The organism is Sphingomonas sp. Leaf30 (genome assembly GCF_001422525.1).
Classification (GTDB): Bacteria; Pseudomonadota; Alphaproteobacteria; order Sphingomonadales; family Sphingomonadaceae; genus Sphingomonas; species Sphingomonas aerolata.
On record NZ_LMKZ01000001.1, the window covers coordinates 996145 to 1021026 of the forward strand.

Below are 24882 nucleotides of genomic sequence, written 5' to 3' on the forward strand. Positions count from 1 at the left end.
CCTTCGTCAACATCGGCGAGCGTACCAACGTCACCGGCTCGGCCCGCTTCAAGAAGCTGATCATGGCGGGCGACTATCCTGCCGCGGTCGAGGTCGCGCGCCAGCAGGTCGAGAGCGGCGCGCAGGTGCTCGACGTCAACATGGACGAGGGGCTGCTCGACGCGCACCACGCGATGACGACGTTCTTGAAGCTGATCGCCGCCGAACCGGACATCGCGCGCATCCCGTTCATGGTCGACAGCTCGAAATGGAGCGTGATCGAGGCGGGACTGAAGTGCGTTTCGGGCAAGCCGATCGTCAATTCGATCAGCATGAAGGAGGGCGAGGAGCAGTTCCTCAGCCAGGCCAAGAAGTGCATGGCATACGGCGCCGCGGTGGTCGTGATGGCGTTCGACGAGGTCGGACAGGCGGACACCAAGGACCGCAAGGTCGAGATCTGCGAGCGCGCCTACAAGCTGCTCGTCGGGATCGGTTTTTCGCCCGAGGACATCATCTTCGATCCCAACGTCTTCGCGGTCGCGACGGGGATCGAGGAGCATGACAATTACGGCGTCGACTTCATCGAGGCGTGCCGCGAAATCAAGGCGCGCTGTCCGCACGTCCATATCTCGGGGGGGCTGTCGAACTTCAGCTTCTCGTTCCGCGGCAACGAGCCGGTCCGCCGCGCGATGCACAGCGTGTTCCTATATTATGCGATCCCCGCGGGCATGGACATGGCGATCGTCAACGCCGGCCAGCTCGACATCTATGACGATATCGATCCCGAGCTGCGTCAGGCGGTCGAGGACGTCGTGCTCAACAAGGATCCCGAGGCGGGTGAGCGGCTCGTCCAGCTCGCCGAACGCTATCGCGGCACCGATGTCGTGGCCGAGAAGGCGGCGGCCGAATGGCGTTCGCTCGGCGTCAACAAGCGGCTCGAATATGCGCTGGTAAAGGGCATCGACCTGCACGTCGTCGAGGATACCGAGGAAGCGCGGCTGATCATCGACGGCAATGGCGGTCGCCCGATCGAGGTGATCGAGGGCCCGCTGATGGACGGGATGAACGTCGTCGGCGACCTGTTCGGCAGCGGCAAGATGTTCCTCCCGCAGGTCGTGAAATCGGCGCGCGTGATGAAGAAGGCGGTCGCGCATTTGCTGCCTTACATCGAGGCGGCGAAGGAGCCCGGCGCGCGCGGCAAGGGCAAGATCATCATGGCGACCGTCAAGGGCGACGTGCATGACATCGGCAAGAACATCGTCGGCGTGGTGCTCCAGTGCAACGGCTTCGACGTGGTCGATCTGGGCGTCATGGTGCCGTGGTCGAAGATCCTCGAGGCCGCGAACGAGAATGACGCGGACATGATCGGGCTGTCGGGCCTCATCACCCCGAGCCTCGACGAGATGGTGACCGTCGCCGAGGAGATGAAGCGCGCGGGCATGACGATGCCGCTGCTGATCGGCGGGGCGACCACCTCCAAGGTCCACACCGCGCTGCGTATCGCGCCCGCCTATGACGGCCCGGTCGTGCATGTGCTCGATGCGAGCCGCGCGGTGGGTGTCGCGTCGACGCTCGTCAGCGACACGATCCGGGACGAGTTCGTGACCAAGACCGCGGACGAATATGAAGCGGTGAGGGTGGCGCGGGCCAACAAGGGCCAGAGCGAGCTTATCCCGATCGAGACGGCGCGCGAGCGTGGGTTCGTCGCGGACTTCGCGTTGAAGCCCGGGGCGCCGGCGAAGCCCGGCGTCCATGTGTTCGCGGACTGGGATTTGACCGACCTGCGCGACTATATCGACTGGACGCCGTTCTTCCGCGCCTGGGAGCTGGCGGGCAACTTCCCGGCGATCCTGACCGACGAGGTCGTCGGCGAGAGTGCGAGTTCGCTCTACGCGGATGCGCAGGCGATGCTCGACACGATCGTCGCGGAGAAATGGCTGACGCCGCGCGGGGTTGTGGGGCTGTGGCCGGCGCGGCGCGAGGGGGATGATGTGGTCGTCTCGCACACGCGCGGCCACGACATGCCGCACGAGGACGTGCGCCTGCCGATGCTGCGCCAGCAGATTTCGAAGCGCGAGGGGCGCGCCAACATGTGCCTCGCCGATTTCGTCGATCCCGCAGGCGACTGGTTCGGTGGGTTTGCAGTCGGCATCCACGGGATCGACGAGCATATCGCGCGGTTCAAGGCGGGGCATGACGATTACAACGACATCCTGCTCAAGGCGCTCGCCGATCGCTTCGCCGAGGCGTTTGCCGAACGGCTGCACAAGCATGTCCGTCAGGAGCTGTGGGGCTATGCGCCCGAGGAACAGCTGACCAATGATGCGCTGATCAAGGAGCAGTATCGCGGCATCCGCCCCGCGCCGGGCTATCCCGCATGCCCCGATCACAGCCTCAAGCCGATCCTGTTCGACCTGCTCGATGCCGAGACCGCGACCGGGCTCGAACTGACCGAGAGCTTTGCGATGTTCCCGACCGCAGCCGTCTCGGGCTTCTACTTCGGCCACCCGCAAGCGGAGTATTTCGGTGTCGCCCGCGTCGGTCGCGACCAGCTGGAAGACTATGCGGCGCGGCGCGGCGTCGACCTGCCGATCGCGGAGCGCTGGCTGCGGCCGAACCTGGACTGAACCCCGAACCGTGACGTCACCCCGGCCTTCGCCGGGGTGGCGCCATGCCTGTGGCTGTCAGGCGCTACGCCCGACCAATGCCGCCAGCTTCTTCAATTTCGGTGCGACCATCGGCACGGTCAGCATCGTGCTGGCCAACGCCATCAGCAGCAGCGCGGTGAACGTCTCGTTGGTGATGATCGCCTTGTCGAGCAGGATGTTGACGAAGATGATCATGATCAGCGCCTTGGTCTGAAGCAGCCAGCCGATCGCAGACGCCTCGCCCGGGCGCCATTTGAGGATCCGTCCGGCGGCGTGGACGCCCGCCAGCTTGCCGCCGACCGAGGCGAGCAGCAGCAAGGCCGCGGCGGCGAACACCGCGATCCCGCCGACCGCCCACTGCGTCTTCAGGCCGGTCGACAGGAAGAACACCGGCATCACCGCGAGCAGCACGAAGCGGCGGAAGTCGTCCATCCGGACCTGGTCGAACCATTTCGCGTCGAGCACCGCGCCCGACAGGAACGCGCCGACCATGAAATGCAGTCCCGCCCAGTCCGCGGCGAACCCGCAGCCGGCGAGCCAGATCAGGCTGACATACCAGCGATCGCGCTCAGGGATCCGCGCCATCAGTCGGCGGATCAGCAGGGTGGCGACCGCGAAGCCGATCAGGAAGCCCGCCTGCCGGCCAACCCGCTCCCAATCGAGCAGGATCAGCGCGAGCACGCCCCAGATCGCGATATCGTCGAGGCTGGCATAGCGCAGGATGCGCTGGCCGATCGGCTCACGCAGGACCTCGAGCTTTTCAAGGAACAGCACGAGGATCGGCAGCGCGGTGACCGCGCAGGCCATGCCGATGCCCAGAACGACCTGCCACCGCGCGCCCGACACGCCTGCCCAGCCCGGATAGCGCAGCATCAGCGCGGCGGCGATGCTGCCGGTCGCGAGCGGCACTGCCAGCGCGAGGCCGGCGGTGACCGCGGTCTCGCGGCGATGTCGCCATGCCGCGCCGAGATCGAGTTCAATGCCAGCGACCCACACGAACATCATCACCGCCCACCACGCGACGCCGTTCAGCGAGCCGATTGTCGCAGGCGTGAAGATCGTCGCATAATAATCGGGGAAGAGCGCGCCGAGCACGCCCGGTCCGAGCAGGATGCCGCCGAAGATCTGCACAACGACCAGCGGTGCCCAGTAATCGGTCCGGCCCAGCCGCCAGACCAGATAGGGGACGCTGAAGATGATAAGCATCGCAAGGAGGAAGACCTCCGTCGGTGTCATGGCGTGCATGCATTCCCCCTCTCGCGCGGTCGGGGGCCCCCCGCCGGCTTTATGCTGCGGGGTGGTATGCGGCCGGGCAGGCGGCGGCAATATGCTTCGGTATGGTCGAACCGGTGTCGATCCGTTTGCAGGCTGCGCCATTGCGGGACGCAGGGCGGGCCCCCGCTATCGGCAGCCGGGACGCATCCGCGCTAAGGACGGGGCGTGGCGGCGCAATCGTGGCTGGCCGATGAGGGAGTGCCTTGCTTGAACCGATCGCTCTTATTGCTCGTGCTCGTGCTGGTCGCCGCGTCCGCCTCGGCCCAGGCGCCGGTGCGGCGCGCCGCGCCCTTTACCGTCGATGGGCAAGGCTTTGCGACGCTGCAGGAGGCGGTCTCGTCGATCCGGCTCGGCACCGCGACGATCCTGATCGCGCCGGGCACCTACCGGCAATGCGCGGTGCAGGCGGGCGGGCGTATCACCTTCAAGGCGGTGGAGCCGGGCACCGCGATCTTCGAGGGCGTGGCCTGCGAGGAGAAGGCCGCGCTGGTGTTGCGCGGGCAGGGATCGGTCGTCGATGGCCTGGTCTTTCGCGGCTACAGCGTCCCCGACGGCAATGGCGCGGGGATCCGCACCGAGATGGGGGACCTCAATGTCGTCAACGCGATGTTCCTCGACAGCCAGGAAGGCATCCTCGGCGGCGAGCCGAGCGGGCAGCGGATCACGATCGACCGGTCGACCTTTTCGGGCCTTGGCCAGTGCGACCAGTCGCCGAGCTGTTCGCATGCCGTGTATCTGGCGAACCAGGGCAGCGTGACGATCACCCGCTCGCGGTTCGAGCGCGGAACCGGCGGGCATTACGTCAAGCTGCGCGTGCCGACCGTCTCGATCACCGACAACAGCTTCGACGACAGCGCGGGGCGCAAGACCAACTACATGATCGACCTGCCTGAAGGCGCGGCCGGGCTGATCGCGCGCAACACCTTCGTGCAGGGACGGCAGAAGGAGAACCACACCGGTCTGATCGTCGTCGCGGCGGAGGCGAAGACCTATCGCTCGACCGGGTTGCGCGTCGAGGACAATGACGCGCGGCTGGCACCGGGCGATGCGACCAGCCCCGCATTCCTGGCGGATTACAGCCATGACCAGCTGGCGCTGGGGGCGAACCGGCTGGGCCCGGGGTTGCGGGCGTTCGAGACGCGGTAGTTTTTGGAAGAGCCGTCGGGAAAAGTGGGCCGGTAGCACCGCGTCCACACCCCCCGTCATCCCAGCTTTCGCTGGGATGACGGAAGGGGCGGGGTGGCGAGCCCCGTCAATTCGGGCAGGTGCTCGCCGCGCCCGCGTCGAGGTCGAGGCAGCGGCCGTCGAGCTTCGATACCGGCAGGCCGATCGTCGCTGCGAGCGTCGGCACGATGTCGACCGTTTCCACCGACAGCGGCTGTTCGAACCCGGCGATCCCCTTGCGCCAGAACAGCATCGGCACGCGGCGATCATAGTCCCACGGGCTGCCGTGCGTTTCGACATAGCCGCCGGCGGGCGACACGATCGTCGTCACGCGTGGCTTCAGGAGCGTGACGAACTGACCCGAGCGGCCCTCGGCATAGGAGGCGCGCGCGCGTTCGATCAGCGTCCATGTCTCGGGCGGGGTGGTCGGCATCGGCGTCGCCATGATCTCGGCGGCCGAGAAGGCGGCGGCGACCTGCGGCAGCGCACGGTAGCGGCGCAGCGCCTCGGTCAGCACCCTGGCGCGTGTCTTGGCGGGCAGCGCATCGTCGATATAGACGTCGCCCTCGGTCCCCAGCAGGACGCTGCCGGGCAGGCCCAGATCCTTGGCGATCGCGGTGCCGACCTGCTTGGCGAGCACATTCTCGTCCATATGCGCCTCCATCGGCATCGCGCGCTGCTGCTGGCGCTCGGTCGCGTCGTGCGCACCGTGATCCGCAGTCAGCACGACCTCGTAATCCACGCCCGTCTCGTCCAGCACCGCGAAGAAGCCGCCGAGCGTCTTGTCGAGCTCGGCCATCTGGATGCACATCTCGGACCCCTGCGTGCCGTAGGTGTGGCCGATATAATCGGTCGCCGACGCGCCGATGTCGATGATGTCGGTCTGCGGCCCTTGGCCGAGCTTCATGTCCTGGACCAGCGCGGCGGCCATCGCGAACACCGCGGCATCGGACGCCGGCGACACGCGGAAGCCCTTGGCGTCGCCCGCCTCGCGCTCGAAGCGGCCCTGGCCGTACGTCTTGCCCGCGATCACGATCGGGTGGTTCACGCCTGCGCAATAGCCGGGCAGCGGCAGCGCGGCCTGGGGCAGCGCGATCAGCCCGGCGACTGCGGCGCGCGTGCGCTGCACCGCCGGCGGTACGGCGCGGCCCGCATAAGAGACATAGGTCTTGCCGTCCCACCACCAGAGCTCGTCGACCTTGTGGCCGCCCATCATCACCGCCGCGCGATCCTTGCCCGCGACCGAGACCGAGCGGGTGCGCGGATCCCGCGCCTTCATCATCTCGCCGAGCGTCGGCACCTTCAGGTGCATGTCGGACACGGTGTAGCTGTCATGCGTGCTGCCGGCGACGCGCTCGTCCTCCGAGCAATAGACGATCTTGTCGGGGCGGCCGGCGCGCTGGTCGACCCAGTTGTTCGCGATGATCCCGGTATGCGCGGGACGCATGCCCGTCAGGATGGTCGAGTGGCCGGGGCAGGTCTCGGTCGCGGCATGGCTCTGATAGCCGCTCGGAAACACCACGCCGTTCAGCAGGCGGGTGAAGCCGCCGGTGAAGTGGTTGCGATATTGCTGGAACAGGTCGGCGGCGAACTGGTCGACCGAAATCGCCACGATCAGCTTGGGCGGCGTGGCGGGCGTCGGTGCCGCAACCGCCGGGGCGGGGGTCGGGGTCGGAGCGGTCTGTGCGGACGCGGTCACGGACGCGGCCGGGGTCAGGAGCAACGCGGCGATAAGTGCTTTCACGGACAGTCCTTTGACGAGCAGCGGCATGACTGCTTTCGGATGTAATGCGGTGTCGTCCTCGCTATGGCTGTGGCCGATGAACGAAACAAGGATGGCCATGCGCAGTTTACGTTGCGTCCTGATGACGATGCTGCTCGCGCTGTGCAGCCTCGTGGCGACGCCGGCGCTGGCGGACTCGCTCGACGGGTCGAGCCGGCATCTGAGCATGCGGCTGGTTGCCGAGAGTGACCATCCGAAAGCGGGCGCACCGCTGACCATCGCGATTGCAACGACTCCCGATATGGGCTGGCACGGCTACTGGGCCAATCCAGGCGATGCGGGATTCCCCGCGACGTTCGACTGGACACTCCCGCGCGGGGCGACGGCGGGGCAGCCTGAATGGCCCGTCCCGACGACGCTGCTGATCGCGGGGCTGATGAACTATGTCTACGAGGCGCCCTATGCGCCACTCGTGACGATCCAGGTGCCGGCGGGGCTGGCGGCGGGCGCCAAGCTGCCGATCCGGCTGAAGACGTCTTATCTTGTCTGTTCGGCGACGATCTGCGTGCCCGAGGAGCAGGCGCTCTCGCTCGACCTGACGATTGGTGACGGCGCGCCGTCGCAGGCGAGCGCCTTTGCCGGCTGGCGGCGGGCGATCCCCAAGCCGCTCGATGCGGGCGCGACCTATGCGGTCGACAAGGGCGTGCTGCGCGTCGCGGTGCCGTTCCCCGCCGGGGCCAGGGCAAAGGACGCCTATTTCTTCCCGCTCACCACCGGCGTGATCGACAATGGCGCGCGCCAGACCGTGACGCGGTCGGGCGATACGCTGACGATCGCGACACGGCTGGCGGCCAATGGCAAGGCCAATGCGCCGATCGAGGGTGTGCTGCGGATCGGCGACGCGCAGGGGCTCGCGGTCAGCGCCGCGCCCGGGGTCGTTGCGGCAACGCCATCGGATGAGGCGGGCGGGCTGTGGGCGACCGCGCTGGCGGCGTTTGCGGGCGCGGTGCTCGGCGGCCTGATCCTCAACATCATGCCCTGCGTCTTCCCGATCCTGAGCCTGAAGGCGCTCAGCCTCGCGCGCGGTGGTGCCAGCGAACGTGAGGCGCGGCACGAGGCCTTGGCCTATACCGCGGGCGTCGTGCTGGTGTGCCTCGGCCTTGGCGCGGCGATCCTCGCGCTGCGTGCGGGCGGGTCTGCGGTCGGCTGGGCGTTCCAGTTGCAGCATCCCGCGGCGATCATCGTGCTGCTGCTGCTGAGCACCGCGATCGCGTTCAACCTGGCCGGGCTGTTCGAGGTGCCGACGCCGCGGTTCGCGGGCGAGAGCGGTGCGAGCGGCGCGTTTGCAACCGGCGCGCTGGCCGCATTCATCGCGACGCCGTGCACCGGGCCGTTCATGGGCGCAGCGCTGGGCGCTGCGCTTGTGCTGCCCTGGCCCGCGGCGATGGCGGTGTTCGCCGGGCTGGGACTCGGGCTGTCGCTGCCGTTCCTCGCGATCGGCTTCGTGCCGGCGTGGCGGCGCTGGCTGCCCAAGCCCGGCGCGTGGATGGAGACGTTCCGGCATGTCCTGTCGGTGCCGATGTTCCTGACCGCGATCGCACTCGCCTGGGTGCTGGGCCGCCAGACCGGCGTCGACAGCCTGACTCTCGCGCTCGTCGCAGTGCTGGCGATCGGCGCGGTGCTGTGGGTTGGCGGCACGCGGCAGCGCAAGGGCAAGGCGTTCGGCGCGGCGACCCTTGCCGCACTGGCGGTCGTGTTCGTCGGCAGCGCGGTCGTCATCGCCCGCGCGCCGCCGGCCTCGGCCAGGACGGCGGTCGCCGGCGACGAGGCGTTCAGCGAGGCGAAGCTTGCCGCGCTGCGCGCCGAGAAGCGCGGCGTGTTCGTCTATTTCACCGCCGACTGGTGCCTGACATGCAAGGTCAACGAGAAGGCGGCGATCGAGACCGCGACGGTCCGCGACGCGTTCGCCAAGAACAAGGTCGCGGTGCTGATCGGCGACTGGACCGATGGCGACCCGGTCATGGGCCGCTTCATCGAGGCGCATAACCGTGCCGGCGTGCCGCTCTATCTCTATTATGCGCCGGGGGCGGCCGAGCCGACCGTCCTGCCGCAGGTCCTCACCCCGGCGCTGCTGGCGGGGCTGGGCGTCTAATCCGGCTTGTGCAGCGCGGTGAAGCGTTGCAGCATGGAACCGCAACGCTTGATGGGGAATTTACCATTTCGATGGGGAAACAAGCGTTCGACGAAATCATGGGGGCACCGGGCGATACCCGTGTCCGTCCCGAACTTGCCGCCTTGGGCCGCTGGATCGAGGAGACGCCCGACGCCGAGTTGCGGCGTCGCCAGCAGGCGGCTGAAACGACGTTTCGGCAGCTCGGCATTACCTTTGCCGTCTATGGCGAGAACGAGGCGGCCGAGCGGATCATTCCGTTCGACATCGTCCCGCGGGTCTTCCTGCATGACGAATGGACGCGGCTTTCCGAAGGGCTCGTCCAGCGTGTCGAGGCCATCAATGCGTTCCTCGAGGATATCTATGGCGAACGCCGCATCCTGAAGGAAGGGATCCTCCCCGAGGATCTCGTCATGGGCAATGCGCAGTTCCGTCCCGAAATCGCCGGGATGCGCCCGCCGCACGGGGTCTGGGCGCATATCTGCGGGATCGATCTGGTACGCACCGGACCCGACGACTTTTTCGTGCTCGAGGACAATGCGCGGACGCCCTCGGGGGTCAGCTACATGCTCGAGAATCGCGAGGCGATGCTGCGGCTCTGCCCCGAGCTGTTCCGCGAGTTTCGCGTCGCGGCGGTCGACAGCTATCCCGACCGGCTGCTTGAGACGATGAAGTCGGTTGCGCCGCACGGCGTCAGCGCACCGACCTGCGTCGTGCTGACGCCGGGGCATTATAACTCGGCCTATTACGAGCACAGCTTCCTCGCCGATACGATGGGCGTCGAACTGGTCGAGGCGGCCGATCTGGTGGTCGACGACGATGTCGTGTGGATGCGGACGATCGCGGGGCGCGTGAAGGTCGACGTGATCTATCGCCGGATCGACGACGATTATCTCGACCCGCTGGTCTTCCGTCCCGACAGCGCGCTCGGCGTGCCGGGGCTTATCGCCGCCTATGCCGCGGGCAATGTCGCGATCATCAACGCGCCGGGCAACGGCATCGCCGACGACAAGGCGATCTACAGCTACATGCCCGACATCGTGAAATTCTATTCGGGCGGCGAGTGCAAGCTGCCCAATGTCGAGACGTGGCGGTGCCGCGAGCCCCAGGCGCTGAAATATGTCCTCGACAATCTCGAGGACGTCGTCGTCAAGCTGGTCGACGGTTCGGGTGGTTATGGCATGCTGGTCGGACCGACCGCGACGAAGCAGGAGATCGAGGATTTCCGTGCCGCGCTGATCGCCGAGCCGCATCGCTACATCGCGCAGCCGACGCTCGCGCTGTCGACCGTGCCGACGATGGCCGAATCCGGCCTCTGCCCGCGCCATGTCGATTTCCGGCCGTTCGTGCTGACCGGGTCGAAGGGCGTCCAGGTCGTGCCGGGCGGGCTGACCCGCGTCGCGCTGAAGCAGGGATCGCTGGTCGTGAATTCGAGCCAGGGTGGCGGCACGAAGGACAGCTTCGTCCTGATGGCGGATCAATCGCAGCGGATGGGGGCGGGCGGCATGACGCAGACGCTGGGCGGGATGACGCAAACCCTCGGCGAAGGCATGCCCGGGCCGGAGGCGCAATCCTGATGCTGTCGAGGACCGCCTCGTCCCTCTACTGGCTGGGACGCTATTTCGAACGTGCCGATTTCATCGCGCGATTGGTCGAGGCGACGGTGCGCCTCGACGTGCTGTCGTCGCAGCCTGCGGGCGAGGCGGCCTGGGCATCGGCGCTGGCGGTCACCGAGACCGACGAGGCCTTTGCCAAGACCGGGGTGCCGGTGGGGCAGCGCGACGTGGTGCGCTTTCTCACGCTCGACGCCAGCCATCCGGGATCGATCGTCCGCTGCCTCGACATGGCGCGCAACAATGCCAAGGCGGTGCGGACCGCGCTGACGCGGGAATCATGGACCGCGATCAACCGTGCGTGGCTGTTGTTCGAAAACCGCGCGACCCCCGGTAGCACGACCGCGCAGCTCAACCTGGTCGAGGCGGTCAAGACCGAGACGCGCGGGTTCGAAGGTGCGATCCACCGCATGCTGCGCAACCAGACGACCTGGTTCATCCGGCTCGGCCAAGCGGTCGAGCGCGCGGACAACACCGCGCGGCTGCTCGACGTCAAATATCATATCCTCCTGCCGGAGGGACAGAAGCTGGGCGGAGCGATCGATCGCGACCAGTGGACGACCATCCTGCAGACCGTGTCGGCAGTGACCGCCTATCGCTGGATGTACAATGACGGCCTTCGGCCGGCCGACGTGATCGATTTGTTGCTGGCGCGCGCGGAGTTGCCGCGTAGTCTCGCAGCATCGGTCGAGGAGACGGTGGACGTGCTCAATCTGCTTGCGAAACGCACCGGCCAGCATGGCGAGGCGGACCGGATGGCGCGGCTCCGTGCCTCGCGGCTGGGGCGAACCCGATCCGGCGAGGTGATCGCATCGGGTCTGCACCAGTATCTGCAGGCCTTCATCCAGGAAAATGCGCTGCTCCACGGCGCGATCGGCCGGCAGTTCAAGTTCCTTTGATGCGGTTGTCGGTCGATCACCGCACGATCTATCGCTTCACCGAGCCGCAGAGCCGCCTCGTCCAGATGCTCCGCATGACCCCGCAGAACACGCATGACCAGACGGTCGCGCAGTGGCGGATCGATATCGACTGCGATGCCCGGCTGCGGCAGGGGCGCGACGGGTTCGGCAATGCCATCACGATGCTCTACATCGACGGGCCGATCGACGGGATCGAGATCGACGTCACTGGCGAGGTGTTGACCAGCCATTCCGACGGCGTCGTCCATGGCGCTTATGAAGTGTTGCCGCCGGCGTTGTTCCTCCGGCCCACCGAGACCACCGCGCAGGACAAGGCCATTGCCGACTTCGCCGCACGCGTCACGACCCCTGCGCAGGGCCGGATCGGCGCGCTGCACCGGGTGAACGAGGCGTTGCACGAACGCTTTGCCGCCAATCCCGGCCGTCCCGAGCCAAACCTCGGCGCGGCGGCGGCGTTCCGGCTCGACAGCGCCACCTCGCGGGACTTTGCGCAGATGTTCATCGTCGCCGCGCGTTCGCTGGGGGCGCCGGCGCGCTATGTGTCGGGCTATCTGCTGACCGAACGCGACGACGATCACCGTCCGACGCCGCATGGCTGGGCGGAGGCGCATGTCGACGGGCTGGGCTGGATCGGGTTCGACCCGTTCACCGGCGACTGTCCAGAAGAGCATCATGTCCGGGTCGCGGTCGCGCTCGATGCCGCAGGGGCCGCCCCGGTGGCAGGCTCGCGGCTCGGCGAAGGCGGCGAGCGTCTGGAGGTCGATGTCGTCGTGTCGCGGGACGGCCAGTGACCGTCGGCGACTAGTCCTCGCGCTGCCCGGGGCCCTGCCCAGGCGTGGCCGCCAGCAGGTCCTCTTCGCTTAGGCGGCTCCATCCGCCCGGGCCGAGCGCCTCGATCGGACGATAGCGGATCTTGTATTCCATCCGGCCCGATCCCTTCACCCAATAGCCCAGATAGACATAGGGTAGCCCCGCACCGCGTGCGCGCAGGATGTGGTCGATGATGATGTAGTTGCCCAAGCCCGGCCGCGATGCGTCGTCCGCCGCGAAGAAGCTGTAGATCATCGACAGCCCGTCGGCCTGGCGATCGGTGAGGCAGGCGCCGACCAGCCGGCCGGGGGCACCGCCGATGCCCGGTTCGCGATACTCGACGATCAGCGAGTCGACGGGTGAATGCTCGACCATGTCGGCATAATCGTCCTCGTCCATCCCCGCCATGCCGCCGTCCGGATGACGCGCCGACAGATAGCGGCGCAGCAGCTGGAACTGTTCGTCGGTCGCCCATGCGCGACAGACGGTCGCGGTGATGTCTCCGTGCCGCTTGAGCAATTTGCGCTGCGTCGCATTGGGCGTGAATTCCGGCGTCACGACACGGACCGACACACAGGCGCTGCAGCCGGTGCAGCTCGGCCGATAGGCGACGCCCTGGCTCCGTCGAAACCCGATCCGGCTCAGCGCGTCGTTGAGCTCGACCGCATGCGGGCCGTTCAGCTCGGTGAAGACCTTCCGCTCCTCCCGATCGGGCAGATAGGGGCAGGGGCCGGGGCTGGTCACGAAGAACCGGGGAAACCGAAAAGGCGCAGTCATCGCGAAGTGCCCCTCTCTCGGCTTCAAGCGCTCTCAAGGCGCGGGCGGTATATGATTCCTGTGCGGGCCGCTGGAAAGTGGGGCGGCCCGCGGTGGTAAAAGAAATTCTCGGCGGCGTTGGCCGGGGATCAGGCCAGTTCGACGGTGCTCGTCTCGTAGCCCGCCGCCTTCAGCGCGGTGACCAGCCGATCGAGATGCGCACGATCGCGGGCCTCGCATTCGATATCGGTGATCAGCCCCTTTGCCGGCAGCGTGGTGAAGACGCGCTGATGATACACCTCGATGATGTTCACGCGCTCCTGATCGAAGATCCGGGCGACGTTGTACAGCGCGCCGGGCTGATCCTGCAGGCGGATGCGCAGCCGTGCGAGGCGGCCCGAGCGGGCGAGATCGCGCAGCAGGACGTTGGCGAGCAGCCGCGTGTCGATATTGCCGCCGCACAGGATGATCCCGACGGTGCGCCCCTTGAAGCGTTCGGGATGCTGGAGCAGCGCGGCGAGGCCGGCGGCACCGGCGCCCTCGACGACAGTCTTCTCGATCTGGAGCAGCAGGCTGACCGCCATCTCCAGGCTGCGCTCGCTGACCAGGACGATGTCGTCGACGAGTTCGGCGACCATCTTCGAGGTGATGCCGCCGGGCTCCTTGACCGCGATCCCCTCGGCCAGCGTGTCTCCGGCGCAGGGCATCGTCGTCCCATTGATGCGGTTGTACATCGACGGGAACAGCTCGGCCTCGACGCCGACCACTTCGATCGCGTGACCGCCCTGCGCGGCGTTCGCCCGCGTCACGGTCGCGACGCCCGAGATCAGACCGCCGCCGCCGATCGGGACGACCATCATGTCGATGTCCGGCACGTCCTCGAGCATCTCGATCGCGGTCGTGCCCTGGCCGGCAATGACGCGGGCGTCGTCGAAGGGATGGACGAAGGTGAAGCCGCATTCGCCCTCGAGGATGCGGGCATGCGCATAGGCGGCGTCGAAGGTGTCGCCGTACAGCACGACCTTGGCGCCGTGTCCTTCGGTTTGCGTGACCTTCACGGTCGGGGTGTTGGTCGGCATCACGATCGTCGCGGGGATGCCGAGCCGGTTGGCGTGATAGGCGAGACCCTGTGCGTGATTGCCCGCCGACGCGGCGATCACGCCCTTTGCGCACGCTTCGGGCGACAACTGCAACAGCGTATTGAGCGCGCCGCGTTCCTTGTAGGCCGCGGTGAACTGAAGATTCTCGAACTTCAGATAAACGGTCGCGCCGGTCATCTGGCTCAGCGTGCGGCTGATCAGCGTCGGCGTGCGGACGATCGAGGCGCGGATCCGGTCATGCGCGGCGCGAACGTCGTCGATGGACACGGGAAGGGTGGGTGCCGCTACGGCAGCGAGGGTAGCCATAGGCGTTGCGCTAGACCATCTGGCGCGCAGGGGAAACACCGCTTATGCGCTTGATCCATGGCAAAACTGGCATTCATCGGGACTGGCGTGATGGGCGCGCCGATGGCGGGGCATCTCGTCGCGGCAGGGCACGACGTTACCGTCTATAATCGCTCCCAGGCCAAGGCTCTGGCATGGGCCGATAAATATGGCGGATCGATCGCGGACACGCCGGCACTGGCGGCGCGCGAGGCGGATGCCGTGTTCACCTGTGTCGGCAATGACGATGATCTTGCCGGGGTGGCATTGGGTGAGGACGGTGTGTTTGCGGCAATGCGCGATGACGCGGTATTCGTCGACCATACCACCGTCTCCGCTGCAATCGCCCGGCGGTTGGCGGATGCCCGCGCGCTCGTCGTCGATGCGCCGGTGTCGGGCGGGCAGGCGGGGGCCGAGAACGGCAAATTGTCGATCATGTGCGGCGGTTCCGCCGTCGCCATGGCGAAGGCCGAGCCGTATATGCAGGCCTATGCCACGCGCATCGTGCATGTCGGCGACGCGGGCGCGGGCCAGACGACCAAGATGTGCAACCAGATCGCGATCGCCGGGGTGATCCAGGGCGTGTCGGAATCGATCCGCTTCGCGCAGAATGCCGGGCTCGACCTCGACAAGGTGTTCGAGGCGATCTCGGGCGGCGCGGCGCAGAGCTGGCAGATGGTCAATCGCTGGCCGACGATGGCGAAGGAAGACTTCGACTTCGGCTTTGCGGTCGACTGGATGCGCAAGGATCTGGGGCTCGCGCTCGACGAGGCGCGGCGCAACGGTGCCGTTCTGCCGGTCGCGGCGCTGGTCGATCAATTCTATGCCGATGTGCAGGCCATGGGCGGCGCGCGGCAGGATACGAGTGCGTTGGTGCGGAGATTGCCGAAATGAAGCCTGTCCTGTTCGCAAGTGCCGCCCTGTCGCTGTTCGCCACCCCGGCGCTGGCCGACGGGATCGTCGACAACGTCAACGGCCTGACCATCACCGAGGGCGGCAAGATCGTCCGGTTCAAGGCGATCCTGGTCGACAAGGACGGCCGCGTGACCCGGCTGGTGCCGCCGGGGGAGGAGCCCCCCAAGCTCAGCCGCAAGGAATTGAAGAAGAACGCGGGCAAGCCGCTCTATGACTGGCGTACCGACATGGGCGGCAAGACCGTGCTGCCCGGCTTCGTCGATGCGCATGGCCATGTGATCGAGCTCGGCTTCGGCGCGCTGTCGCTCGATTTGTCGGCAGCGACCTCGCTCGACGACGCAAAGTCGCGGATCGCGGCCTATGTCGCGGCCAATCCTGATCGCAAATGGGTGCTCGGCCGCGGCTGGAACCAGGAAGCCTGGGGGCTGGGGCGGTTTCCGACCGCTGCGGATCTCGACTCGGTTTCGGGCGGTCATCCGATCTGGCTGTCGCGCGCGGACGGCCATGCCGGCTGGGCGAACAGCGTCGCGATGCGCGAGGCGGGGATCACCGGCGCCACGGTCGCCCCGGCGGGCGGGCGCATCGAAAAAAGCGGCGGCGCGCCGTCGGGCGTGTTCGTCGATGCCGCGCAATCTTTGGTCGAGAAGGTCGTGCCGCAGCCCCTGCCCAAGGAGCGCGACGCGGCCTTCCTCACCGCGCAGCGGATCCTGCTCGGGTACGGCGTGACCGCGGTCGCCGACATGGGCACCACGCTCGACGACTGGCTGACCTATCGGCGGATGGCTGATATTGGCGGGTTGCGCGTCCGGATCATGAGCTATGCGCTCGGCGTCGAGACCGCAGGGCGGATCGGCGGCAAGGGGCCGACGCCGTGGCTGTATGACGACCATCTGCGGATGGGCGGGGTGAAGCTCTATGCCGATGGCGCGCTCGGCTCGCGCGGCGCGTGGTTGCTGAAACCCTATGCCGATGCGCCGGGGCAGACCGGGCTGGGCTTCCTGACCGATGCGCAGCTCCAGAACCAGATGAGCCGCGCGGCAATGGACGGGTTCCAGGTCGCGGTGCATGCGATCGGCGATCGCGCGGACCAGCAGGTGCTCGACGCGATCCAGGTCGAGAGCGAGACCTACAAGGGCGACCGGCGCTGGCGTGTCGAGCATGCGCAGATCGTCGATCCCACCGACCTGCCGCGCTTCGGCAAGTTCGGCACGATCGCGTCGATGCAGCCGACGCACCAGACCAGCGACCGGACGATGGCAGAGGCGCGGCTCGGGCCGAATCGGCTGACCGGCGCCTATGCCTGGAAGTCGATGCTGGCGAACGGGTCGAAGCTCGCCTTTGGTACCGATTTCCCGGTCGAGAAGCCCGACCCGTTCGCCACCTGGGCCGCCGCATTTACGCGGCAGGATGCGAGCGGTCAGCCGCAGGGCGGGTGGCAGCCGCAGGAGCTCATCTCGCGCGAACAGGCGTGGTGGGCGATGACCGGCGCCGCCGCCTATGCGGGGTTTGCCGAGACGAAGTTCGGCGCGCTCGCCGCCGGACAGCGCGCGGACTTCATCGTCGTCGACCGCGATCCGATGATCGCTTCACCGACCGAACTGCGCGCCATCAAGGTTGCCGAGACCTGGATCGGGGGCGAGAAGGTCTGGGTTCGGAAATAGCCGGCCGGTAGCCTCAAAGGTCGCCGCTGGCGTCCTTCGATGCGCGCGCGTTGATCCGCGCCCAGACCGCCTTGTGTTCGGCCTTCGCGTAGAGCGCAGCCCGCTGGCGGGGCGGTGCCGCTGCGAGAGTGGTCGGCAGGTCGGGGAAGGTCGCCAGGACGAGCTGCAACCGCGCCTCGCGCTCGCGTCGCATCGTCGGCGTGATCGACGGGGGCGAAATGTTCGTGCGCGGCGTCCAGCCGGGATTTCCGGGAAACGGCGCGCTGGTACCTATCAAGCCGCTGGGGCCAGGAACGCCAAGTTGCGCAGAAGCAGCCGCGGGACAGGCAATCAGTCCGACAGCGAGCAGGATAGTCTTCATGGAACACCTCCGATGAAGACTAAACTGACACCATCAGGCAAGGTTGCAAGCTTGAACTTCTGAGGAGAAGCGACGCGACCTTGGCCTTTGGGTCGCGCAGCCGAGCAGATCAGGCGACCTGCGCTTCGACCATCTCGTCGGGTTCGCGCAGGACATAGCCGCGGCCCCAGACGGTCTCGATGTAGTTTTCGCCATCGCACGCCAGGCTGAGCTTTTTGCGCAGCTTGCAGATGAAGACGTCGATGATCTTGAGTTCCGGCTCGTCCATCCCGCCATAGAGGTGGTTGAGGAACATTTCCTTGGTCAGCGTGGTGCCCTTGCGCAGCGAGAGCAGCTCGAGCATCGCATATTCCTTGCCGGTCAGGTGAACGCGGCTGCCATCGACTTCGACCGTCTTGGCATCAAGATTGACTGCGAGCTTGCCGGTGCGGATGACCGACTGCGAATGGCCCTTCGAGCGGCGCACGACGGCGTGGATCCGCGCGACGAGCTCCTCGCGGTGGAACGGCTTGGTGACGTAATCGTCCGCGCCGAACCCGAAGCTGCGAACCTTGGAGTCCATTTCGTTGACGCCCGACAGGATCAACACCGGCGTCGCAACACGGGCGACACGAAGGCGCTTCAGGACATCATAGCCGTGCATGTCAGGCAAGTTCAGATCGAGCAGGATAATGTCGTAATCATACAGCTTGCCAAGATCGAGGCCCTCTTCGCCCAGATCGGTGATGTACACGTTGAAGCCCTCGGTCGTGAGCATAAGCTCAATGGCCTTGGCGGTGGTAGGCTCATCCTCGATCAGCAGCACGCGCATGGGTTGTCCCCCGTTTAGCGAAAACGCCAGCCCCTGCTAAGCGATCCGCCGTTGATTCATTAACCAAAGAACATCTGAAAGCAAAAGGTTAATTCCGTCTTAAATGAGAGCGTTATACGAACTCTTGGTACGGAACCGACCGAAACTCCGTGATCAGACCCCGGGAACCGAGTCGCGGCGCGGGCTCACGTCTTTGCCGGGTCGAGCGTGTGCCAGGCAAACCCGTCGCGCGCGAGCAGTTCGTCTGCCGCCGCCGGTCCGGTCGTACCCGCGGCGTAAGTGTCGGGTGCGCCTTCGCTTGCCCATGCGTCGAGGAACGGCTGGACCGCGGCCCATCCCGCCTCGATCGCGTCGGCGCGCTGGAACAGCGTCTGGTCGCCCGCGAACAGATCGTGGATCAGCGACTCATACCCGGTCATCGCGCCGATATCGAACGAGTCGGCATAGCGGAAATCCAGCGCGATCGGCGCGGTGTCGACCTCGAGCCCGGGGCGCTTGATATTGATATCCATGCTGAGCCCCTCGTCGGGCTGAATCTGGATGATCAGGCGGTTCGGCGGTAGTTTCTCGGCGGCGGTCGCGTGAAACTGGGCGAACGGCACGGGCTTGAAGGTGATCACGACCTCGGTATCGCGAATCTCCATTGCCTTGCCGGTGCGTAGGTAGAAGGGCACGCCCGCCCAGCGCCACGTGTCGACCATCAGCTTCAATGCAACATAGGTCTCGGTGGTGCTGTCGGCGGCAATGTCGGGCGATGCAGTGAAGGCGGGGACGGCGCGCTCGCCGATCGTCCCCGCACCATAGGCGCCGCGGACGCCGTTGCGGCGTGCCTTGGCGGGCGAATAAGCCCGGACGGCTTTCAGCACCTTGCCCTTTTCGTTGCGGATGGCCTCCGCGTCGAAACTCGCAGGGGGCTCCATCGCGACCATCGCCAGCAATTGGAACAGATGGTTCGGGACCATATCGCGCAACGCACCCGTCGCGTCGTAGAACGCACCGCGCGTGCCGACGTCGACGGTCTCGGCGGCGGTGATCTGGACATGCGCGATACAGTCGGCATTCCAGACCCGCTCGATCATCATGTTCGCAAAGCGTGCGGTCATGATGTTCTGGACGGTTTCCTTGCCGAGGAAATGGTCGATCCGGTAGATCTGCGTCTCGGCGACGTGCGACAGGATGCGCGCGTTCAGCGCCTGCGCGGAAGCGAGGTCGTGGCCGAACGGCTTCTCGATCGCGATCCGGCGAAACGCCGATTTGCTCTCATGCGTCAGCCCGTTGGCCGCGAGCCGATCGACGATGTCGCCGAAGAATCGCGCGGGTACGGCAAGATAGAAGGCGGCGTTGCCCGATAGCCGGTCGCTCAGCCGTGCATAGACGTCGTCCTGCGTGAAATCGCCCTGCATATACTGGACGCGCGCCTGCAACCGGTCCCAGGCGGCCTCCTGCTCGGGCGAGGCATGCGCCGTGGGAGCGCTGGCGCGAAAGGTCGCGAGCGCGGTGCGCAGCGTGTCGTCGTCGCCGGGTTCGATGCCGATGCCGAGGACCGAGAAATCGTTGCCGATCATGCCCAGCCGGGTCATGTTGGTCAGCGCGGGCATCAGCAATCGGCGGGTCAGGTCGCCCATAGCACCGAAGATGACGAGTGTGGTCGGCGGGGCGGGCTGGATCGCGCCGGTCATGCGCGGCGGGTCCGGGGCGCGGTCTGGTAGGGGAGCATCGACATCCTTCCGTGGTAGCTCACAGCAATAGCCTGGCGGCGGGCATTGTTCCGTCGGGGTTTCCGTCGGGGTCAGCCGGGGTCGCGAAGCCGTGCGCCGAGGAACGCGATGAGCGCCTCGACCCGGGCCGGGCGGAGCGGGCTGGGCGGGGTCAGCAGGTGAAGGCCGATCGGTGCGGGCGCCCAGTCATCGAGCAGCGTCACCAGCGCTCCGGACGCGAGCTGCGCCTCGATGATGAAATGGGGGAGCCGCGCGATGCCGAGACCAGCGACGAGCGCCGGGACGACCGCCTCGCCGCTATTGGCGGTGAGCTGACCCTGCAGCCGCACCGAAACGTCGCTTTCGCCGGGGCGCTGAAACCGCCAGGGCCCGACGACGTTCGAATAGCCGATCAGGCGGTGCTCGCCGAGCTGCGCGGGATGAGTCGGCGTCCCGTGCGCCGCCAGATAGGCAGGCGCGGCGACGGTGTGCGCCTGGATGCTGCACAGCCGTCGCGCGCGCAGCGAGCTGTCGGGCAGCTCGGCGATGCGCAACGCCACGTCGAATCCTTCCGCGACGATGTCGACGCGTGCGTCCGACAGATGCAGGTCGATCTCGATGCCGGGATGCGCGGCCAGGAACTCGGCCAGCAGCGGCGCGACATTGGTGATCCCGAAGCTCATCGGCGCCGCCAGCCGTACGCGCCCCGTCGGCGCGCTTGCGGCATCGTTCGCCGACTCTTCCGCAAGCCGCGCTTCGCCCAGGATCCGCGCGGCGTGCTCGGCGAGCGGCTTGCCCGCTTCGGTCAGCGCGAGCCGGCGCGAGGTGCGATGAAACAGCGACTGGCCGAGATGCGCCTCGAGCCGGGTGATCGCCTTGGATACGGTCGCCTTGCTCAGTCCGATCGCGTCGGCGGCGGCGCTGAACGAGCGATGTTCGACGACGCTGGCAAAGATCGCCCAGGCTTCGAGGTCGGGAAGGCGCATCATTCACTCTCCGCAGCGGTCACGTTTGCTAGCAATCGAAACGATCGGTTTCCAGCGTTTCTATTTACGGTGCGATGCCAGTGTCTATCTTGGTGGCAACAAGTGGAGACCTCTCATGACGACCACGACTCTCAACACCGTAGACCGCCGCCCCTTCGACAGCCTGGGCCATGCCGACCATGGCTGGCTGAATGCGCGGCATCATTTCTCGTTCGCGAGCTATTATGACCCTGCGCGGATGGGCTGGGGCGCGATCCGCGTCTGGAACGACGACCAGATCGCCGCCAATTCGGGCTTCCCGCCGCATCCGCATCAGGACATGGAGATCATCACCTATGTCCGCAGCGGTGCGATCACGCATCAGGACTCGCTCGGCAACAAGGGCCGCACCGAGGCCGGCGACGTCCAGGTGATGAGTGCCGGTTCGGGCGTCCGCCATGCCGAGTATAATCTGGAGCCCGAGACGACGACGATCTTCCAGATCTGGATCGAGCCCAGCCGCAAGGGTGGTTCGCCAAGCTGGGGTGCAAAGCCGTTCCCCAAGGGCGAGCGTTCGGGGCAGTTCGTGACGCTGGCAAGCGGCTTTGCCGATGACGGCGACGCGCTGCCGATCCGGGCGAACGCCCGGGTGCTGGCCGCGACGCTGAAGGCGGGCGACAGCGTGGACTATGCGGTCGGCGAGGGACGTCACGCCTATCTTGTCCCGGCGACCGGCGCGATCACGATCGACGACGAGACCATCAACACGCGCGACGGTGCGGCACTTTCGGGCGGCCGGACGGTGCGGATCACGGCACTCGACGAGGCCGAGATCGTTCTGGTGGACTCCGAGTAATTTTACCGATGATCCTATAACCATTCCGGCCTGTGCCGGGATGGTCTGCCTTTGAGGAGACTGACATGACCAAGGTTCTGGTTCTCTACTATTCGTCCTACGGCCATATCGAGCAGATGGCGGACGCCGTTGCCGAAGGCGCGCGCGCGGGCGGCGCGGAAGTCGACATCCGCCGGGTCGCCGAGACCGCACCGCAGGCGGTCGTCGAGTCGGCGCATTTCAAGACCGACAGCGCGCATACCGAGATCGAGGGCCCCGATGCACTGAAGGACTATGACGCGATCATCGTCGGTGCACCGACCCGGTTCGGGCGGATGCCTGCGCAGATGGCGTCCTTCTGGGACACGACCGGCGGCCTGTGGTTCTCCGGCGCGCTGGTCGGCAAGGTCGGCGGCGCCTTCACCTCGACCGCGAGCCAGCATGGCGGGCAGGAGACGACGTTGTTCTCGATCCTGACCAACCTGCTTCATCACGGCATGACGATCGTCGGTCTGGACTATGGCTTCCAGGGGCAGATGGGCGTCGACGCGGTCAAGGGCGGCTCGCCCTACGGTGCGACGACGATCTCGGATGGCGATGGCAGCCGGATGCCGAGCAGCGTCGAACTCGACGGTGCGCGCTACCAGGGCAAGCGGATCGCCGAGACGGCCGCGAAGCTGAAGTAAGCGCGAACGATCCCTCCGGGTGACCGGGGGGATCAGCGCTTGCGGCGTTTGCCCTTTTCGGACGGAAGCGCCGGGACGGGCGCGGCCGGCACCGCGGGTGCGACGACGGGCGGGGGCGCGGGGGGCAGGATCGCCGGGTCGGCGGGATAGAGCCGCCGCGCCCTGGCGAACACGAACCGGGCCTTTGCCGCGCCGGGTGCAGCGGCGGTCACGCCGACCCAGCGCCAGTGCCAGGGCTCCCATTTGACGTTCTGCTTGTTGCCGCCGGGGAAGGATTGTTCGAATCCGAACCGCGTCGCGTTCGCGCGCAGCCAGCGCGCGGCGGGTGTCGCCGCCATGCACGCCTCGGCATCGCGACAGCCATTGGCGGGACGAATGGCGAAGTCGACGACATAACCGGTCGAATGTTCGCTATAGCCCGGCGGCGCGACCGAGATCGCCCGCTCGGCCGCCGATGTCCCCGACTCGCGGCAGAACACGCTGCGCTGCTGCGCGATCGAACGCTGGCACGACAGGCCGCGCAACTCGCCCATCACCGCCGGATCCGATTTGGCCGCAGCGAGCAGGCGGAGCAGGTCGGGCAGCATGTCGCGGCGGACCACGCAGGTCTGGCGGACGCCGAAGTCCGACGGGGCGGCGACGAGCTCGGACGGGGCGGCGTCGCCGTAAGGCAGATGCCCGAATGCGCGACCATCGGCGGCGATCGCCGCGTTCTGTCCGGCACAGAGTTGCGCGTTGGCGGCGGCCGGGATCAGCAGCAATGAAAGAACTAGGGGGCTACGCAACATCGTGCGGGCTCTGGCATGCGGGCGCAGATGCTGGCAAGGGCGGCACATGCATGGTGAACGCGTACTTTTCCTCGACGGCGAGGCCCTGATCATCGACAAGCCCGCTGGGCTGCCGGTCGATCCCCCTCGTGACGGCTCGCTGAGCCTCGAGAATCATCTCGAAAGTCTCAAATTCGGATTCCAGCGCTGGCCGATGCCGGTGCACCGGCTCGATCGCGACACGAGCGGCTGCCTGTTGCTGTCGCGCAATCCCAAGGCGCATGCGCGGTTGCAGCAGGCGTTCGAGCAGGGCCTGGTCTCGAAGCGCTATCTCGCGGTGCTCGCCGGTGTTCCGGCCGAAGAGACCGGGACGATCGACATGCCGCTCGGCAAGATCAGCAGCGCCGAAGAGGGCTGGCGGATGGTCGAGGACGCCAAGGGCAAGGCGGCGCGGACCGGCTGGCGCGTGCTCGCGACGCGCGACGGACGCTCGCTGGTCGAATTCATCCCCCAGACCGGGCGGACGCACCAGATCCGCGTCCATGCCGCGCTGGGCCTCGGCGCAGCGGTCGTCGGTGATCCGGTCTATGGCCAGAAGGATCGCCTGGGGATGATGCTCCACGCGCAGCGGCTGGTCGTGCCGCGGCCGGGCAAGGCCGATGTCGTCGGTATCGCGCCGCTGCCAGAACGGTTCGCGACCGCGGGCTTCGGCGAGGAACCGGGCGTCGAGGCGACGCCGTCCCCGCAGGACGCACCCGCGCCGGATCCGCGTCCCGAACCCGATAATGGCTGACGTGATCGACGCCTCCCTGCTTGAGGGGGCGATCGAGGAGAAGTTCCTCGCGGCCTCGGGGCCGGGCGGGCAGAACGTCAACAAGGTGGCGACCGCGTGCCAGTTGCGCGTCGACATATTCGCGCTGGGCCTGCCCCCCGAAACCTATCGCCGGCTGAAGCTGGTCGCGGGCAGCCGGATGACCGCGGCGGGGGTGCTGGTCATCACCGCGCGCCGGTTTCGCACGCAGGAGGCCAATCGCGCCGATGCGCGCGACCGCGTGCTCGAACTGATCGCGCAGGCGCAGCACCGCGACGCGCACCGGGTCAAGACCAAGCCCTCCCGCGCCGCCAAGGCACGGCGGGTGGATACGAAGAAGGTCCGCAGTTCGGTCAAGGCCGGGCGCGGGCGGGTTCGCGAAGACTAACCGCAGACACGAGGCGATGATGTACCAGTTCGATATTTCCGGCGGTTCGAAGGCCGATCTGTACCGCGACCTGCTCGCGGCGCTCGACGCGCTGACCATGGACGAGCGCGATCCGATCGCGAACATGGCGAATGCGGCTGCGCTGGTCTGGGAATATCTGCCCGATCTCAACTGGGCGGGCTTCTACCGTGCGGTCGAGGGCGAGCTGGTCCTGGGGCCGTTCCAGGGCAAGGTCGCCTGTATCCGGATCGCGATGGGCAAGGGCGTGTGCGGCACCGCGGCGGCGGAGCGGACGACCCAGCTGGTCGAGGACGTCCATGCGTTTCCCGGGCATATCGCTTGTGACGCGGCGAGCCGGTCCGAGCTGGTCGTGCCGGTCGTCAGCGACGGGCGGTTGATCGGCGTGCTCGATCTCGACAGCCCCGAGCCTGCACGGTTCGATGCCGAGGATGCAGCCGGGTGCGAAGCGCTGGTCGCGTTGCTGGCGTCGCGGATCGGCTGAC

Annotated in this window: 22 protein-coding genes; 13 read left to right on the forward strand and 9 right to left on the reverse strand. The window is 67.1% G+C overall.

What is annotated here, in order from left to right; all coding sequences use genetic code 11:
• Positions 1–2606 (forward strand): methionine synthase (metH, locus tag ASE89_RS04685; RefSeq protein WP_082451227.1); only part of this gene is annotated, 2606 nt, incomplete at its 5' end.
• A gap of 57 nt (positions 2607–2663) precedes the next feature.
• Here the strand turns inward: metH and ASE89_RS04690 are convergent.
• Positions 2664–3872: a cation:proton antiporter gene (locus tag ASE89_RS04690; RefSeq protein WP_056674493.1), complete on the reverse strand. Its 1209-nt coding sequence runs from the start codon at positions 3870–3872 to the stop codon at positions 2664–2666.
• A 237-nt stretch (positions 3873–4109) separates the two neighbouring features.
• Between ASE89_RS04690 and ASE89_RS04695 the strand changes: the two genes are divergently transcribed.
• Complete coding sequence (locus ASE89_RS04695) at positions 4110–5048, forward strand: hypothetical protein (protein ID WP_056674495.1); 939 nt, start codon at positions 4110–4112, stop codon at positions 5046–5048.
• Between the two features lie 106 nt (positions 5049–5154).
• Here the strand turns inward: ASE89_RS04695 and ASE89_RS04700 are convergent, their stop codons facing one another.
• Positions 5155–6837, reverse strand: coding sequence for an alkaline phosphatase family protein (locus tag ASE89_RS04700; protein ID WP_056674497.1), 1683 nt, complete (start codon positions 6835–6837; stop codon positions 5155–5157).
• A 70-nt stretch (positions 6838–6907) separates the two neighbouring features.
• Between ASE89_RS04700 and ASE89_RS04705 the strand changes: the two genes are divergently transcribed.
• The 4 genes from ASE89_RS04705 (at position 6908) to ASE89_RS04720 (ending at position 12283) form a co-directional block, all read left to right on the forward strand.
• Positions 6908–8941 carry a protein-disulfide reductase DsbD family protein gene (locus ASE89_RS04705; RefSeq protein WP_192003045.1) on the forward strand — a complete coding sequence of 678 codons (2034 nt, stop codon included), beginning with the start codon at positions 6908–6910 and terminating at the stop codon, positions 8939–8941.
• 71 nt (positions 8942–9012) lie between these two features.
• Positions 9013–10536, forward strand: coding sequence for a circularly permuted type 2 ATP-grasp protein (locus ASE89_RS04710; protein ID WP_056406093.1), 1524 nt, complete (start codon positions 9013–9015; stop codon positions 10534–10536).
• The gene (locus tag ASE89_RS04715; protein WP_031439469.1) at positions 10536–11471 is read left to right on the forward strand and encodes an alpha-E domain-containing protein; all 936 of its coding nucleotides are present in this window, start codon (positions 10536–10538) and stop codon (positions 11469–11471) included. Before ASE89_RS04710 ends, ASE89_RS04715 begins: the two co-directional genes overlap by 1 nt.
• The gene (locus ASE89_RS04720) at positions 11471–12283 is read left to right on the forward strand and encodes a transglutaminase family protein (protein WP_056674500.1); all 813 of its coding nucleotides are present in this window, start codon (positions 11471–11473) and stop codon (positions 12281–12283) included. Before ASE89_RS04715 ends, ASE89_RS04720 begins: the two co-directional genes overlap by 1 nt.
• Before the next feature lie 10 nt (positions 12284–12293).
• Here the strand turns inward: ASE89_RS04720 and ASE89_RS04725 are convergent, their stop codons facing one another.
• Together ASE89_RS04725 and ASE89_RS04730 are read right to left on the reverse strand one after the other, a co-directional pair.
• The gene (locus tag ASE89_RS04725; RefSeq protein ID WP_056674502.1) at positions 12294–13079 is read right to left on the reverse strand and encodes an arginyltransferase; all 786 of its coding nucleotides are present in this window, start codon (positions 13077–13079) and stop codon (positions 12294–12296) included.
• Positions 13080–13207: 128 nt separating this feature from the next.
• Complete coding sequence (locus ASE89_RS04730) at positions 13208–14464, reverse strand: threonine ammonia-lyase (RefSeq protein WP_056674504.1); 1257 nt, start codon at positions 14462–14464, stop codon at positions 13208–13210.
• Between the two features lie 57 nt (positions 14465–14521).
• On the opposite strand from ASE89_RS04730, the gene ASE89_RS04735 reads away from it, so the two are divergent.
• Together ASE89_RS04735 and ASE89_RS04740 are read left to right on the forward strand one after the other, a co-directional pair.
• A complete protein-coding gene (locus tag ASE89_RS04735; protein ID WP_056674507.1) occupies positions 14522–15376 on the forward strand; it encodes an NAD(P)-dependent oxidoreductase in 855 nt (284 codons plus the stop codon).
• Positions 15373–17058, forward strand: coding sequence for an amidohydrolase (locus tag ASE89_RS04740; protein ID WP_056674508.1), 1686 nt, complete (start codon positions 15373–15375; stop codon positions 17056–17058). The genes ASE89_RS04735 and ASE89_RS04740 overlap by 4 nt, the downstream gene beginning before the upstream one ends.
• Positions 17059–17071: 13 nt before the next feature.
• On the opposite strand, the gene ASE89_RS04745 is transcribed toward ASE89_RS04740, so the two are convergent.
• The 4 genes from ASE89_RS04745 to ASE89_RS04760 form a co-directional block, all read right to left on the reverse strand.
• Positions 17072–17419 carry a hypothetical protein gene (locus ASE89_RS04745; RefSeq protein WP_146163616.1) on the reverse strand — a complete coding sequence of 116 codons (348 nt, stop codon included), beginning with the start codon at positions 17417–17419 and terminating at the stop codon, positions 17072–17074.
• A gap of 109 nt (positions 17420–17528) precedes the next feature.
• Entirely contained in the window at positions 17529–18230 is a 702-nt protein-coding gene (gene ctrA, locus ASE89_RS04750; RefSeq protein ID WP_031396653.1) for a response regulator transcription factor CtrA, read from the reverse strand.
• A gap of 185 nt (positions 18231–18415) precedes the next feature.
• Positions 18416–19909 (reverse strand): glucose-6-phosphate dehydrogenase, encoded by a 1494-nt coding sequence (gene zwf / locus ASE89_RS04755; protein WP_056674513.1) that lies wholly within the window; start codon positions 19907–19909, stop codon positions 18416–18418.
• Between the two features lie 110 nt (positions 19910–20019).
• Positions 20020–20913 carry a LysR family transcriptional regulator gene (locus ASE89_RS04760; protein WP_031396651.1) on the reverse strand — a complete coding sequence of 298 codons (894 nt, stop codon included), beginning with the start codon at positions 20911–20913 and terminating at the stop codon, positions 20020–20022.
• A gap of 115 nt (positions 20914–21028) precedes the next feature.
• Between ASE89_RS04760 and ASE89_RS04765 the strand changes: the two genes are divergently transcribed.
• Positions 21029–21748, forward strand: a complete 720-nt coding sequence (locus ASE89_RS04765; RefSeq protein WP_031439462.1) for a pirin family protein — start codon at positions 21029–21031, stop codon at positions 21746–21748.
• Between the two features lie 65 nt (positions 21749–21813).
• Entirely contained in the window at positions 21814–22413 is a 600-nt protein-coding gene (gene wrbA, locus ASE89_RS04770; protein ID WP_056674515.1) for an NAD(P)H:quinone oxidoreductase, read from the forward strand.
• Positions 22414–22445: 32 nt separating this feature from the next.
• Here wrbA and ASE89_RS04775 read toward each other — a convergent pair whose 3' ends face one another.
• Entirely contained in the window at positions 22446–23201 is a 756-nt protein-coding gene (locus tag ASE89_RS04775; RefSeq protein ID WP_056674518.1) for a M15 family metallopeptidase, read from the reverse strand.
• Positions 23202–23247: 46 nt separating this feature from the next.
• Between ASE89_RS04775 and ASE89_RS04780 the strand changes: the two genes are divergently transcribed.
• The 3 genes from ASE89_RS04780 to ASE89_RS04790 are packed head-to-tail and all read left to right on the forward strand — an operon-like array spanning position 23248 to position 24881.
• On the forward strand, positions 23248–23973 hold the full coding sequence (locus ASE89_RS04780; RefSeq protein ID WP_056674520.1) for an RluA family pseudouridine synthase: 726 nt from the start codon (positions 23248–23250) through the stop codon (positions 23971–23973).
• Complete coding sequence (gene arfB / locus ASE89_RS04785) at positions 23966–24379, forward strand: alternative ribosome rescue aminoacyl-tRNA hydrolase ArfB (protein ID WP_056674522.1); 414 nt, start codon at positions 23966–23968, stop codon at positions 24377–24379. Before ASE89_RS04780 ends, arfB begins: the two co-directional genes overlap by 8 nt.
• Positions 24380–24398: 19 nt before the next feature.
• The gene (locus tag ASE89_RS04790) at positions 24399–24881 is read left to right on the forward strand and encodes a GAF domain-containing protein (RefSeq protein WP_056675353.1); all 483 of its coding nucleotides are present in this window, start codon (positions 24399–24401) and stop codon (positions 24879–24881) included.
• The last annotated feature ends 1 nt before the right edge of the window (position 24882 follow it).